General features: G+C 61.4%; 11 protein-coding genes. 5 read left to right on the top strand and 6 right to left on the bottom strand.

Features of this window, described 5'->3' with window-relative positions; translation table 11 throughout:
* The first annotated feature begins 149 nt into the window (after positions 1-149).
* Positions 150-749 (top strand): gamma-glutamylcyclotransferase, encoded by a 600-nt coding sequence (locus tag IYW40_RS17585; RefSeq protein ID WP_196401580.1) that lies wholly within the window; start codon positions 150-152, stop codon positions 747-749.
* Between the two features lie 107 nt (positions 750-856).
* Here the strand turns inward: IYW40_RS17585 and IYW40_RS17580 are convergent, their stop codons facing one another.
* From IYW40_RS17580 to IYW40_RS17570, 3 genes are all read right to left on the bottom strand, one after another.
* Positions 857-1,282: a hypothetical protein gene (locus tag IYW40_RS17580; RefSeq protein ID WP_246720889.1), complete on the bottom strand. Its 426-nt coding sequence runs from the start codon at positions 1,280-1,282 to the stop codon at positions 857-859.
* Positions 1,283-1,560: 278 nt separating this feature from the next.
* Entirely contained in the window at positions 1,561-2,493 is a 933-nt protein-coding gene (locus tag IYW40_RS17575; RefSeq protein WP_196401579.1) for a glycine--tRNA ligase subunit alpha, read from the bottom strand.
* A 108-nt stretch (positions 2,494-2,601) separates the two neighbouring features.
* Positions 2,602-4,158 (bottom strand): hypothetical protein, encoded by a 1,557-nt coding sequence (locus IYW40_RS17570; protein WP_196401578.1) that lies wholly within the window; start codon positions 4,156-4,158, stop codon positions 2,602-2,604.
* 878 nt (positions 4,159-5,036) lie between these two features.
* On the opposite strand from IYW40_RS17570, the gene IYW40_RS17565 reads away from it, so the two are divergent.
* Together IYW40_RS17565 and IYW40_RS17560 are read left to right on the top strand one after the other, a co-directional pair.
* A complete protein-coding gene (locus IYW40_RS17565; RefSeq protein WP_196401577.1) occupies positions 5,037-6,110 on the top strand; it encodes a DUF2778 domain-containing protein in 1,074 nt (357 codons plus the stop codon).
* Between the two features lie 261 nt (positions 6,111-6,371).
* Positions 6,372-7,922: a radical SAM protein gene (locus IYW40_RS17560; protein ID WP_196401576.1), complete on the top strand. Its 1,551-nt coding sequence runs from the start codon at positions 6,372-6,374 to the stop codon at positions 7,920-7,922.
* A 159-nt stretch (positions 7,923-8,081) separates the two neighbouring features.
* Here the strand turns inward: IYW40_RS17560 and IYW40_RS17555 are convergent, their stop codons facing one another.
* Positions 8,082-8,765, bottom strand: coding sequence for a methyltransferase (locus IYW40_RS17555; protein ID WP_196401575.1), 684 nt, complete (start codon positions 8,763-8,765; stop codon positions 8,082-8,084).
* 306 nt (positions 8,766-9,071) lie between these two features.
* Between IYW40_RS17555 and IYW40_RS17550 the strand changes: the two genes are divergently transcribed.
* On the top strand, positions 9,072-10,082 hold the full coding sequence (locus IYW40_RS17550) for a polyprenyl synthetase family protein (RefSeq protein WP_175093582.1): 1,011 nt from the start codon (positions 9,072-9,074) through the stop codon (positions 10,080-10,082).
* 147 nt (positions 10,083-10,229) lie between these two features.
* On the opposite strand, the gene IYW40_RS17545 is transcribed toward IYW40_RS17550, so the two are convergent.
* A complete protein-coding gene (locus IYW40_RS17545; RefSeq protein ID WP_196401574.1) occupies positions 10,230-10,559 on the bottom strand; it encodes a PsiF family protein in 330 nt (109 codons plus the stop codon).
* A 164-nt stretch (positions 10,560-10,723) separates the two neighbouring features.
* Complete coding sequence (locus tag IYW40_RS17540) at positions 10,724-10,894, bottom strand: hypothetical protein (RefSeq protein ID WP_196401573.1); 171 nt, start codon at positions 10,892-10,894, stop codon at positions 10,724-10,726.
* Positions 10,895-11,063: 169 nt separating this feature from the next.
* Here IYW40_RS17540 and IYW40_RS17535 point away from each other — a divergent pair, with 169 nt between their 5' ends.
* Positions 11,064-13,226 carry a S9 family peptidase gene (locus IYW40_RS17535; RefSeq protein WP_196401572.1) on the top strand — a complete coding sequence of 721 codons (2,163 nt, stop codon included), beginning with the start codon at positions 11,064-11,066 and terminating at the stop codon, positions 13,224-13,226.
* The last annotated feature ends 47 nt before the right edge of the window (positions 13,227-13,273 follow it).

Below are 13,273 nucleotides of genomic sequence, written 5' to 3'. Positions count from 1 at the left end.
TCTCGAAGCACGAGGGAGAGCTTATAAGGGGTGTGTGAAGGTTCCCTCGTCCTTCGAGACGCCTGCTGCGCAGGCTCCTCAGGATGAGGAAACCTTCAGTCGAGCACTGCGAATCTTTGACCGAAATCGCGAGGCTTAAAAGGCGAAGAATGGGTTCAGCCAGTCCGCGGGACGAAGATTTCTGGGTGTTCGGCTACGGGTCGCTGATGTGGCGGCCGGGCTTCGACTTCATCGACAGCGCGCTCGCCTGGGTGCACGGCTATCACCGCGCGCTGTGCATCTTCTCGCATGTCCACCGCGGCACGCCGGAGCGGCCGGGACTGGTGCTCGGATTGGATCGCGGCGGCTCCTGCCAGGGCGTCGCCTTCAAGATCGCGGGCCGCGACCGCGCCGAAACGATTCGCTATCTGCGCGAACGCGAACTCGTCACCTCGGTCTATCTGGAGAAAACGCTCGGCGTGCGATTCGTCGACGGCGGCGGCGCCAAGGCCCTCGCCTATGTCGTCGACCGCACGCATATCCAATACGCCGGGCGGCTGCCGGAAGACGAGATGATTCGCCTGATCGCCGAGGGCGTCGGCCTCAATGGCGACAATCCCGCCTATGTGCGCAACACCTACGAACATCTGCTGCGGCTCGACATCCACGACGCCGAACTCGCCGAGGTCGTCCGCCGGCTCGATCATCAGTCGTGCAGAACCGCCGGGCCCGCGACCGGCGGCGCCGGCGATGAGCCGACGCCGCTTTGACGCGACGCCATACACAACGCTTTTGCACTACGCTTTTGCGCAACCACGCAACGCTTGCGCGCAGGAAACTCGCGACGCAACGCTTACGCTACAGACGGTCCGCCTGATCAGTTGAGCAGCGACGCGGAAAGATCGCGCAGCGACGCGGCGTCGGCGCAAAAATGCACATGCCATTCGGCGACGCCGAGCTCCCGCGCGATCTCGCGCAGCCTGCGGCCGGCGCGTTCCTGCGCGAGAAAGACGCAGACCGGCCGCGTCGTCGCGCCCTCGCGCGCGACGCCGATGACGACGCCATTCGTCACGTCGGCGACGAAAGAATCCTCGCCCGACTGAAACACCGAGCACACATAGCGGCGGCCGGAAGCGCCGCGCCAGGAAAAGAACCGGCTGCGCAGCGAATCCGTCTCGGCGAGCGATTGAAGCGCCTGGCCGCGTGGCGCGGAATCCTCAAGCGTTTGCCCCAAGACGCTGCTGGAGGCGCTGCGAGAGACGCCGCGAGAGATGCTGAAAGACGGATAACGAGGCTGATACATGGCACGATCCGCTAATCGAGGATGAACACGGAACATGACTAGAACAAAACAGGCACATCGTCAAGGAGCGCGCGCCCATCCATGTCTCTTGGGTTCCTGGCAAAAGACAGGACAGGCGCGCACGCGCCGCTACTCGCCAACGGCGCAAGACGGTTTCCCGTCTCGCGCTAAGTTATGCATGGCGATGATCTTGGAAGATGTGCGCCAACGCGCATGACAAACGCTGTTACCTCTCACGAGGTGGGCGCCGATTGAGGCTTTCGCAATAGCGCGAGCGACTATCCGTTCGCGCCGCCGCCCGCCGTGCGCAGCCAAGCCGCGCCGCAGGCCTTGGCGAGTTCGCGCACGCGCAGAATATAGCTCTGGCGCTCGGTCACAGAGATCACGCCGCGCGCGTCGAGAAGGTTGAAGGCGTGGCTCGCCTTGATGCATTGGTCATAGGCCGGCAGCGCCATGAGATGCATCTCGTCGCCGGAGCCCGCGCCAAAATGCAGCAAGCGCTCGCATTCCGATTCGGCGTCCTTGAAATCTTCAAAAAGTTTTCCCGTGTCGGCGGCTTCAAAATTGTGGCGCGAATATTCCTGCTCGGCCTGCAGGAAGACGTCGGCGTAAGTGACTTTCTCGTCGCCGTCGCGGCCGTTGAAATTCAATTCCATGATGCTGTCGACGCCCTGCAGATAGCAGGCGAGTCGCTCCAGCCCATAGGTGAGTTCGCCGGCGACCGGCGCGCATTCGAAGCCCGCGACCTGCTGGAAGTAGGTGAATTGCGAGACCTCCATGCCGTCGCACCAGCATTCCCACCCGAGCCCCCAGGCGCCGAGCGTCGGGCTTTCCCAATCGTCCTCGACGAAGCGGATGTCGTGGAGCTTCGGGTCAATACCGATCGCGGCGAGCGAAGCGAGATAGAGCTCCTGCAGATCGGGGGGCGAGGGTTTGAGGATCACCTGGAACTGATAATAATGCTGCAGGCGGTTGGGGTTCTCGCCATAGCGCCCGTCCTTGGGACGCCGGCAGGGCTGCGCATAGGCGGCGCGCCAGGGTTTTGGGCCGAGCGCGCGCAAAGTCGTGGCGGGATGAAAAGTGCCCGCGCCCATCTCCATGTCATAGGGCTGCAGGATGACGCAGCCCTGCGCCGCCCAGAAGTTTTGCAGGGTGAGGATGAGGCCCTGGAAGGAGCGGATGGGGGAGAGGTGGGGGGAGACGGGGGGCATGGGGAGTCCTGAAGCGGTCGGCGGCAAGCTACGAATCCGAGGCGCTCCAGTCAAACACTGCTACGGGCGAGCTTGGCGATGCACTTTAGCAGCGCAGGCCAACCGAGATCATTCGCCCCCCGAGGGATCAAATTCAGGATCTTCGTCAGCCACCTCTCCTTCGTAGGAGATCAATTGACGCTGCATAATTCTCTCGATTCTAGCATCTACAATTGTATATTCGTTTGCGGGCTTACCGCCCAGGACTCCTTCTGCTGCACGAGTGCCAGATAATTTTATTATGCCAGCGCTCTCCCAAGACTGAATCCGAGTGCGCGCAGACTGCGCGCCCACTTTGAATGTTAGCTGTACGTCTTTGTTTGAAAACGTCGTCTTATTTAACCTAAAAATTTGAGCTAGTAGTCGATCTCCATAGATCGACGAAATTCGATCTTTAACATACGTATCGACCCCTCCTTGCACCGAATGATCGTCCAAGAGAAGAATTTCATCTTTCTCTGCGTGCAAAACGTCATGCTCTCGAATGATTACGTCCATAAGACGAATGATCTCACGAGGCGAGCGCATACACACGCGCACCAGTTCATTCCTTATAGTAGGAACATCAACACTTCCTTCGAACAAGCCAGAAAAATCCATGCGTCCATTTGAAAAAAATTGCATTCTCTTATCGAGCATCAAAGCGAAAAACTGATCACTCCACGCCACGGTGGCATGACCTATCTTGTCCAGTCTAACGTTATATTTATCCCCCTCGAAAATTTTCTTAATGCTATGCCATAAGAAGAAAACCCATGAAAATGAATCGACCTCCATAAGCTGAACTCGAGAAAGCAACGGGTGAATTAGCTCGGCGGTCCTATCAGCAGAATTACTTGTTGCATCCGTCTCATCCACTTTATCTATCAGGATAACAATCCCTGAAAAATCGAATATAGCAATAAGTTCCACAAGTTTCCTTAACACCAGGATCGGATCAACTTTTAATTCCCGGTCTGCGGAAATTGTAGCTGTTATGTCTTGAGCGACACTCGCATTCGCATCGGCATAATGCCGGATTATAACTTCGCTGATAGTTCCAATGAGCCTTGCAATCGGCTCCCACCGCCTTTCAAGCCACAGCTTGCTCTTGGATAAAAACGCTTGATTGAATAGAACCATAGCTTCTCTAATAGACCGTTGCCTTTTTTGCTCCGGCCGCGACAAATAGAAATCACGAAGCATTTCATAGCATAAAGTCGATTCGTCAGCATCTAGCGCGCCGAGATATACTTCACGGTCACCCTCATCAAGCGAGCTAAGCCAGGTGAGCAAACTTTCTAATATTACAAATGCGACCTCCTTAACTAGTACTATTTCTGTTGAAGAAGTGATATTTCGTCCGCTAATTGCAACTGAGAAGTCTGTCATGTTAACAGCGAATGGAACTTTATTCCCGTCTGCTTTTTCCCGCCACAGCTCTTTGAAGATCGTAAGTCTAGTGGCGCTTTTTCCCGCCCCACGATCTCCGAAAAGAATAAATGAAGAAGTATTCTTCGCTCGCGCTCCGATAGCTTCAAAATACGGAGGCTTAACAGCATAATCAGCAATATCCGGTTCCAATTCAGCAACATAGTGCTCGAACGGATTTCCTCTTAGCCCTAACCCCTCAACCAATCTTGCCATTACTTTATTTCCGCGCATTGATTCGGGAAAATTTTAATGCTGGATTGTTGTTTTGCAATGGCAATGTTCAAGAATCCCCATATTGTAATCGCGAACAGATGCGACCTGAGCTGTCGCAAACCGCTACCCTTTGCGCAATAGCATTCTAGTCACCCTTCGCCTGCTAAAATCGCGCGAATCCCCCCTTAAAACTCCTGCACGGTGGCCGCACCACAATCTCGTTCACGTCCACATCCGCCGGCTGTTCGATGGCGAATGCAATCGCGCGGGCGATCGACTCAAGGATCGCCAGCTTGTAATCGTCGACGAAATTTGCGGCTCGCCGCGTCGGACGTCCCGGTCTTCAATTCGGCGCCAACCGCGCCGGGCATGATGTCGTCGTGCGATCTTGCCGCCAATCTCAGCGCAGCCGTTCCGAAATCGCCCCCCGCGCCGCGAGGTCGCGCCCCACGACTGCGCCGCGGCGCCTTGACGCGCCCGTTACGGCCAACCTTGCATCCGATTGGCGCTTCTAATAGTCAGACCGCGTCCCTTTTCAGAACGATTTAAAGCAGCGAAGCTTTCGCCGTCGCGCTGAACCAGAACGCGCCTGCGGCAAAGCCTCAATCTGGGCGCCAAAGCGGCGGCAAACTTGGCCGCGCCGTGGCGGGACATTTCGCGAAAGCCGGCGTTTTCAAAGCCTTAACTATTCGTCTTTACCGTAAGCGCGGACAAGAATTCGCCCTAAAGCAGCCAAAGCAAGGCCGCTTAGTTCTGGTGAGAATATGTGAAGGCGTTCCGTGCAGTTCTGGCTTTCGCCGAACTTTGTCGCGATTTCGCGCAAATGTCAGCGAAGCTCAGAGCCTTGCGACGGAAGAGTAATTCGGAGGTAGGGGCGGATGATGCAAGGGATCGGTGCGCCAATCGATTTCATTTCTTTGGATCGCCGTATTTATTCTCGCAAGAGCTCGTCCCATCTGGTCATCGCCGGCGTCGCGCTGGCGGTGAGCCTGTCGGCGGGGTGGTGGGCGCTCTCGCAGCGCTCGGCGACCGCCAGCTCTGAGACAGCCGCGGCGGCCCTCAGGCAGAACGCCTCTATCGCGCAAAATCCATATGGCGCCATCGTCGGCCTCGGCGGCCGGCGGCAGACGCTGGCGCTCGCTGAACCGACGCTGCGCGGCGCGCTTGACGCCAGCATCCAGCCCGCCGCGCAAACGCCGGCCGCCATCGTTCCCGAGCGCCAAGACATCGACGGAGAGCAGATCGCCTCGGCGGATGATACGCCGCTGCCGCCGCGCCGCCCGGTCGAACTCACCGTCGCCAATCGCGGCCTTTATGAAGGCTCGCTGCGCCGCATGGCGCGCACCACCGTCGTGCCGGGCTCGGGGGCGGACGACCGCTCGATCTTCGAGAGATTCTTCGGGCTCGGCGACGCCGCGCAATCGGCGCAAGAGGCGCGTCAGCAGCAACCGCGCGGTCAGGCGCTCGCCTATGCGGCGCCGGACGGCGGCACGCTTTCCGACCTGAAATCCGGCATCCTAGGGGGCGTTTCGGGCGCGGCTGGCGCGGCCGTCGGACCTGCGGCGCACTTCGACCGCTACACCGCCGTCTATGACATCTCGTCGCATACGGTCTATTTGCCCAGCGGCGCAAAACTCGAGGCGCATTCGGGCCTGCGCCAACATCTCGACGATCCGCGCTACGTCCATTTGCGCATGCGCGGCGCGACGCCGCCGCATCTTTACGATCTCAAGCCGCGCGAGGCGCTGTTCCATGGCGTCGAGGCGCTGCGTCTCACGCCGGTCGGCGGCGAAGGCGCGATCTTCGGCCGCGCCGGCCTTCTCGCGCATACTTACATGCTCGGCCCGAACGGCGATTCGAACGGCTGCGTGTCGTTCCGCGACTATCAGGCCTTCCTGCGCGCTTATAAGAACGGCGAGGTTCGCCGGCTCGCCGTCGTCGCGCATCTCTAGAGCAGGTTCCGAAAAAGTTGATAGACTTTATCGATGAGAACCTGCTCCAACGTTTTGATTGAGCGATTCCTTATCGATCACATGATTCCATGTGATCGGGAAGCGCTCTAAGCGTTTTTTCCTGCGCACGAAAAAAGCGGCCCGTAGCGGCCGCTTTTTTTGTGGTTTGCGCTCGATCATTCACTTTGGAATGACGGCAAGTTCTTGTCGGTATTGCGAAGTTCAATTAGCGTACGGTTCGGAGCGCATGAGGGGTCGTGCATGTCCGTTTCGATTTATCTCATCAATCCTGGCGGCGATTTTCCAACTTATTTCGGCGGCGAGGCGCTGGCGGCGTCCGGCGCGCCGGGCGGCGTCATGATGGCGGACCTCGCCACGGCGACCGTCGCGGCGCTCGCGCCCAAGGACTTCGCCTTCGAACTTTGCGAGGAGTCGGTCGAACCGGTGAATTTCGACCATTCCGCCGACTACATCGCGATCACCGGCAAGGTCAGCCAGCGCGGCCGCATGATCGCCATCGCCGACGAATTCCGCCGCCGCGGCAAGCGCGTCATCATCGGCGGCCCCTATGCAAGCCTTTCGCCGGCGCGGCTGCGCGACCACTGCGACGTGCTGGTGAGCGGCGAGATTGAGGAAATCGCCGGCGACCTCTTCGCCGATCTTCGCGCCCGCAAGCCGAAGGACAGCTACGTCGGCGACAAGCCGTCGCTCGCCGCTTCGCCGCCGCCGCGCTGGGATCTTTATCGCAACGACCGCGCGATTCTCGGCGCGGTGCAGACCTCGCGCGGCTGTCCGTTCGAATGCGAATTCTGCGACGTCATCCAATATCTGGGGCGCAAGCAGCGCCACAAGCCGATCGCCAACGTCCTCGCCGAACTCGACGCGCTCTGGGCGGCGGGCTACCGCACCGCCTTTCTCGCCGACGACAATTTCACCGCCTACCGCGCGCACTGCAAGGAGCTGCTCGCGGCGGTCGCGCATTGGCGCCACGATCGTCCGATGGAGTTCGTCACGCAGATCTCCATCGACGCGACGCGCGACGAAGAGCTGCTCGACATGTGCGTCGCGGCGGGCCTGACGCAGGTCTTCGTCGGCATCGAGACGCCCAATGTCGAAAGCCTGCGCGAGACCGGCAAGCGGCAGAATCTCAAGGTCAGCCTCGTCGACGAAATCCAGAAGCTCGTCGGCCACGGCATGTCGGTCATGGGCGGCATGATCGTCGGCTTCGACCACGACGGTCCGAGCGTCTTCGCCCAGCAGTATGATTTCGCCATGGCGACGCCGATCCCGATCTTCAGCCTCGGCGCGCTGATGGCGTCGGAGGCGACGCCGCTCTTCGACCGCATCACGCGCGAAGGCCGCCTCATCACCGGCGGCGTCGAGACCCAGGCGGTGCCGTGGAGCTCCAACATCCAGTGCCAGACGATGAGCATGGAGGAGCTGCATCACGGCATGCAGAATCTCTGCAACGCGATCTACGCCCCGGCCGCCTTCGGCGAACGCATGCTGCGCCTGATCAGCGCGTTCGGCCGCCACCGCAAGGCGCCGGCGCCGCAGCCTTTCGACCCCAAATCGCTGCGCGAGGTCGAACAGCAGGCGATGCAGGTCGGCATGGACGTGCGCAAGATGGGCGAGGCGGAAGGCCGCATGTGGAACAGGGTCTGGGGCGCCGCCGTACGCAAGCCGGAAACCATCACCATCGTCGCGCGCATCATGTTCCAATATGCGCAGGCGCGGCACATGTTTGATAAGGGCAATTACTGGGAGCCGCGGCTCTCGAGCCCGCCCGCGGCGTCGCAGCGCGCGGCGTAGCGCGTTCCATCTTAGTCGCCGCCTGTCATTCCCGACGCGCGGAGCGCGATCGGGAATCCAGAGCAAAGCCAGCGCTGCTGTATCGGCTCTGGATTCCCGGTCAGGCCTGCGGCCTGCCGGGAATGACAGGCCCAGCGAACTGATCAACCGGAACTCGTATTAGACAACGATCGCCTTCAAGATCGACAGCGGCGCTTTCGAGCCCTTGACGCCGGCGAGAAGAATGCGCGTCGCCGGCGCGTCGGCGCGGGTGTGAATGGGCTGGATCGAGACGCCCCCTATTCTGCCCTCGACAGCCGCGAGACATTCGGCGAGCGCGTCGGCGCGATGGATCATCACGAAGGTTCCGCTAGGCGCGAGCAGCGCGAGACAGGCGCGCGTCCACTCGACGAGCGGCGCGCTGGCGACATGGGCGCGCGCCTTGGCCGCGTCAGGCGTGACGCGCACTTTGCCGGCGTCATGAAAGGGCGGATTGGTGAGAACGAGCGCCGCCTTTTCGTCGATCAGTCCAGCGGCGCGGCGCGATTTCGCGGCGAGAACGTCGGCTTGGTAAACTGTCGCCCTTGCGTTAAGCGCATTTTCGGCGACGTTTTCACGCGCGAGCGCGCAAGACTCGGGGTCGATCTCCACAAGTCCAACGATCGCGCGAGGGGCGCGCAGCGCCGCCATCAGTCCGACCGCGCCCGACCCGGCGCCGACGTCGAGAACGAGCCCCTGCTGATGTTCGGGCGTCGCGGCGGCGAGCAGCTCGGCCTCCGTGCCGGAGCGGTGGCCGGCGGCGCTTTGACGCAGGCGCAGGCGCCCGTCGAGAAAACCGTCAAACTCTGTTGCGCGCTTCGTCATTGCGTCGGGAGGCTTACCACGGCGGACCGCGCGCACGCCTCGCCCGTGTGGGGAGGTCGCGCGCGCCGAGGCTCCGAGCGAAAGCGCAGAAACGCGCCGGCGAGCCTCGCTGGAGGCGGCGAAGCGGCTCCCCGCCTCGACCTCGCATGACGGCTCTTCGGTCGGGCATGATATGAGACATTTGGCGGCCGTTGCGCGGGGCGCGCGTTCGGGACAAGGACGGAACGCGAACATCCTCGGCGACTTGCCGCCTCCATCCCAAAGCCGTAAGTTCGCCCCAGAAAACGTAAGGCTTAAGGGGGGTCCGTGGGTATCGTCATTCCGCTCGATGAGAAAAAGGACGCCGGCCTCGACAGCCTCCTCGAACTCATCAAGCCCGACCTGGAGCGCACCAATCAGCTGATCATTCAGCGCATGGGCTCCGACGTCACGACGATTCCCGAGGTCGCCAATCATCTCATCTCCGCCGGCGGCAAGCGCCTGCGGCCGATGCTCGTTCTCGCCACCGCCGGCATGTGCGGCTACAGGGGCGACGGGCATCTGAAATTCGCCGCCGGCATCGAATTCATGCATACGGCGACGCTGCTCCACGATGACGTCGTCGATGAAAGCGACATGCGCCGCGGCAAGATCGCCGCCCGCATGCTGTGGGGCAATCAGACCTGCGTGCTCGTCGGCGACTTCCTGCTCGGCCACGCCTTCAAGATGATGGTCGAGCCAGGCGTCATCGCGCCGCTCTCCGTCGTTTCGCAAGCGGCGGCGGTGATCGCCGAAGGCGAGATCATGCAGCTCAACGCCGCGAAGGACACGACCACGACCGAGGACGCCTATATGGGCGTCATCCGCCGCAAGACGGCCGAGCTTTTCGCCGCCGCGGCCGAAGTCGGGGTGATGCTCGGCGGCAAGCCGAAGGCCGATGAAGCCGCCGCGCGCAGCTACGGCATGAATCTCGGCATCGCTTTCCAGCTCATCGACGACGCGCTCGATTACGGCGGCTCCTCGGCCAAGCTCGGCAAGAATGTCGGCGACGACTTCCGCGAGGGCAAGATCACGCTGCCCGTGGTGCTCGCCTTCCGCCGCGGCAATGAGAAAGAACGCGAGTTCTGGCGGCGCACGCTGGAAAAGGCCGAGATCAAGGACGGCGACGTCGAGACCGCCTGCGGTCTGATGAAGAAGCACAAGGCGCTCGACGACACGATCGAGCGCGCGACGCATTACGGCGCCATCGCACGCGACGCGATGGAGATTTTTCCCGCATCGCCATGGAAGAGCGCGCTGCTCGAAGTCGTCGACTTCTGCATCGACCGCGTCTACTAAAGCAGGTTCCGAAAAAATTGACAGACTTTTTCGATGAGAACCTGCTTCAACATTTTGATTTTGAGCGATTCCTTATCGATCACATGATTCCATGTGATCGATAAGCGCTCTAGCGCCGCCGGCCGCGCGAAGCGACCGGCGCGCCTATCATCCCTTCAGACAGTCGGTCTTGAAGTGTTTGCGGTCTTTGCCGTGAAGCCCTTTGGCGTCGGCTTGCGCGCGGCAGTCTTTTTCCCTCTCCGCATGCGTCCTGGCCGGAGCGGCGCTCGTTGGCTGCGCAGCGGCGGCAGGCGCTTCGGCGCTTGGCGCGGGCGCGTCTGCAGGCGCGGCGCTCTTTGGCGCGATCTCGGCGGGCGGCGCCCAGGCGGTCGGCGCGTCGGTTGGCGCAGCGGCCTTCGGCTCGGCGAGCGCAGCGGCGCCTAAGGAGAGGCTGGCGCAAATGACGCCAGCGGCCATGCTTTTCATGCTCGTGAACATTTTAAGTTTCTTCTTTGCTTCGAGGCGCGCCGCGACGCCGCATGTTGATCCAGTTGTGGCGCGACTCCATCACGCGCGAGCGCGCATATCCGTCGGCCACGCCTCAAGCTTAGGCGATTTATGACGGTTTGTCTTTGATGCAGCGCAGCAGCGCCAAAAAACGACTAGCGCCGCCACCACACGTAGATCGCGACGCCGGCGATGAAGCTCGCATAGACGATCTTCCATGCGAGCCGGCGCAGCGTGGACGCACGGCGCACAGGAAGGACATTAGGGCGGGAGATCTTTCGCTCGCCGACGGAAACCGGACTGAGCGCAGCATGGGAGTAACGCATGAATCGCTCCTTATCCAAAAACGGACAGGTCATTAGCGGCAAGGCTAAGGCGCGATTGATTTACAAATTGCTTCGATCCCATCCGCCCGAGAGATCGCTGCCCGAGAGATCGCTGCGTTGCGCGCCATGCGATGATAAAAGCCTCTGACGACAATCGGCGGAGGATGCCATGGCCCGCGACACGGCGGCGAAATTATCGGATTGGCGATTCGAACTTGCAGGCGCGGCGCCGCCCGTCGCGGCGCAGCGCCACACGCGCAGAGTCATCCATGGCCGCGTGCTTGATGATCCTTATGACTGGCTTGCCGCCAAAAACTGGCGCGAGGTGCTGCGCGATCCCGACGCTCTTCCCGCCGACATCGCCGAGCTGATCAAGGCGGAAAACGTTTACTGCGATCGCGTCATGGCGCCGCTCAAGAATTTACGAATAGCGCTGGTGGCCGAAATGCGCGGCCGCATCAAGGAGGATGACAGCGAAGTTCCCGAGCCGGATGGGCCTTACGCCTATTACGAACGCTTTCATGAAGGCGCGGAACATCCGCTCTACTGCCGGACGCCGCGACAAGGCGGCGCCGAAACCGTGCTCCTCGATGGCGATGCGCTCGCCAAGGGCCGCGACTTCTTCGACATCGGCGACGCGGCGCATGCGCCCGATCACGCGCAGCTTGCCTGGAGCGTCGACGACGCCGGTTCGGAGCTTTACGACATCCGCACCAGGGCGTTGAGCGATGGCCTCGACCGCGCCGACATTGTGAGCGACAGCGACGGCGCCATTGTCTGGAGCGCCGATTCGAACGCCTATTATTATGTGCTGATCGACGAGAACCATCGCACCGCGCAGGTCTTTCGGCACGAGGTGGGCGCCGATCCCGCCGACGACGCGCTGATCATCGAGGAATTGGACAGCGCCTGGTTCGTCAGCCTGCATGAAAGCCGTTGCAGGCGTTTCGCCATTGTGTCCATCCACGGCCATGACGCGACGGAATGCTGGCTGATCGACCTTCGCGAAGACAATCCAACGCCGCGCATTGTCGCGCCGCGCGAACCGCGACTGCGCTACGACGTCGAGCCGCATGGCGACCTTCTCTACATTCGCAACAACGCCGACGGGGCCGATGATTTCCGCATTTCCGTCGCGCCGCTCGCAGAGCCCGGCCGCGAGAATTGGAAGGACGTCGTTCACCATCGCCACGGCGTCTTGATCGACTCCTTCACCGTGTATGCGCGCTATCTTGTCTGGCTGCTTCGGGAAAACTCTTTGCCGAAGCTCGTCATCCGCGCGCTCTCCAGCGGCGCGGAACATGCGATTCACTTCGAGGAAGACGCCTATGCGCTGTCGATTGATCCGGGGCTTGAATTCGACACCGACATCTTGCGCTTCGTCTATTCGTCAATGACGACGCCAGACGAGACTTATGACTACGACATGGCTACGCGCACGCGCGTCCTGCGCAAGCGCCAGGAAATTCCGTCTGGACACGATCCAAAGAACTATGTGACGCGGCGCCTGTTCGCGACGGCGCGCGACGGCGAAATCGTGCCGATCACGCTCCTGCATCGCGCCGACTTCACGCCCGGCGGAGACGGCGCGCCGCTGCTGCTCTACGGCTATGGCGCCTATGGCTACGCGCTCTCGGCACACTTTAACGAAGACGCGCTATCGCTCGTCGATCGCGGCTTTGTCTATGCGCGCGCCCATATTCGCGGCGGAACGGACAAGGGCTGGCGCTGGTATGAAGACGGCAAGCTCGAGAAGAAGCAAAATAGCTTCTTGGACTTCATCGATTGCGCGCGGCATCTGGTTTCGGCCGGCTACACGCGCGAAGGCGGCGTCGTCGCGCAGGGAGGATCGGCGGGCGGTCTGCTGATGGGCGCTGTCGCCAACGAGGCGCCGGAGCTGTTCGCCGGCATCATCGCCAGCGTGCCTTTCGTCGACACGCTGAATACGATGCTGCGCGACGATCTTCCGCTGACGCCGCCCGAATGGCTGGAATGGGGCAACCCGATCGCCAGCGCCGAAGCCTATGATCGCCTTGCGTCCTATTCGCCTTACGACAATGTGCGCGCGCAACACTATCCGCCGATTCTCGCCGTCGCCGGCGTGAGTGATCCTCGGGTCACCTATTGGGAGCCGCTCAAATGGGTCGCGAAGCTTCGCGCGACGATGAGCGGCGGCGGACCTGTGTTGCTGTTCACCCATATGGGCGCGGGCCACGCCGGCGCCTCGGGCCGTTTCGAAGCGCTTGAAGACACGGCGCTGGAATATGCCTTCGCGCTCGCCTGCGCCGCACGCGCATTCAAAGACGACACAGATGTCCTGGCGGAATGCTGAGGCGAGCCGCTGCATTTCCCGAGAGTCGGGAAATGCAGCGAAGAAAG

Origin of the sequence: Methylocystis sp. H4A (assembly GCF_015709545.1) — a bacterium.
GTDB classification, from domain to species: Bacteria; Pseudomonadota; Alphaproteobacteria; order Rhizobiales; family Beijerinckiaceae; genus Methylocystis; species Methylocystis silviterrae.
Note: the sequence above shows the minus strand (reverse complement) of the source record. Positions and strands in the feature narration are given on the sequence as shown.

Coding starts and splice junctions, on each gene's coding strand:
- IYW40_RS17585 (WP_196401580.1), top strand. CDS start 150: ATGGGTTCAGCCAGTCCGCGGGACGAAGATTTCTGGGTGTTCGGCTAC.
- IYW40_RS17580 (WP_246720889.1), bottom strand. CDS start 1,282: ATGTATCAGCCTCGTTATCCGTCTTTCAGCATCTCTCGCGGCGTCTCT.
- IYW40_RS17575 (WP_196401579.1), bottom strand. CDS start 2,493: ATGCCCCCCGTCTCCCCCCACCTCTCCCCCATCCGCTCCTTCCAGGGC.
- IYW40_RS17570 (WP_196401578.1), bottom strand. CDS start 4,158: ATGGCAAGATTGGTTGAGGGGTTAGGGCTAAGAGGAAATCCGTTCGAG.
- IYW40_RS17565 (WP_196401577.1), top strand. CDS start 5,037: ATGATGCAAGGGATCGGTGCGCCAATCGATTTCATTTCTTTGGATCGC.
- IYW40_RS17560 (WP_196401576.1), top strand. CDS start 6,372: ATGTCCGTTTCGATTTATCTCATCAATCCTGGCGGCGATTTTCCAACT.
- IYW40_RS17555 (WP_196401575.1), bottom strand. CDS start 8,765: ATGACGAAGCGCGCAACAGAGTTTGACGGTTTTCTCGACGGGCGCCTG.
- IYW40_RS17545 (WP_196401574.1), bottom strand. CDS start 10,559: ATGTTCACGAGCATGAAAAGCATGGCCGCTGGCGTCATTTGCGCCAGC.
- IYW40_RS17540 (WP_196401573.1), bottom strand. CDS start 10,894: ATGCGTTACTCCCATGCTGCGCTCAGTCCGGTTTCCGTCGGCGAGCGA.
- IYW40_RS17535 (WP_196401572.1), top strand. CDS start 11,064: ATGGCCCGCGACACGGCGGCGAAATTATCGGATTGGCGATTCGAACTT.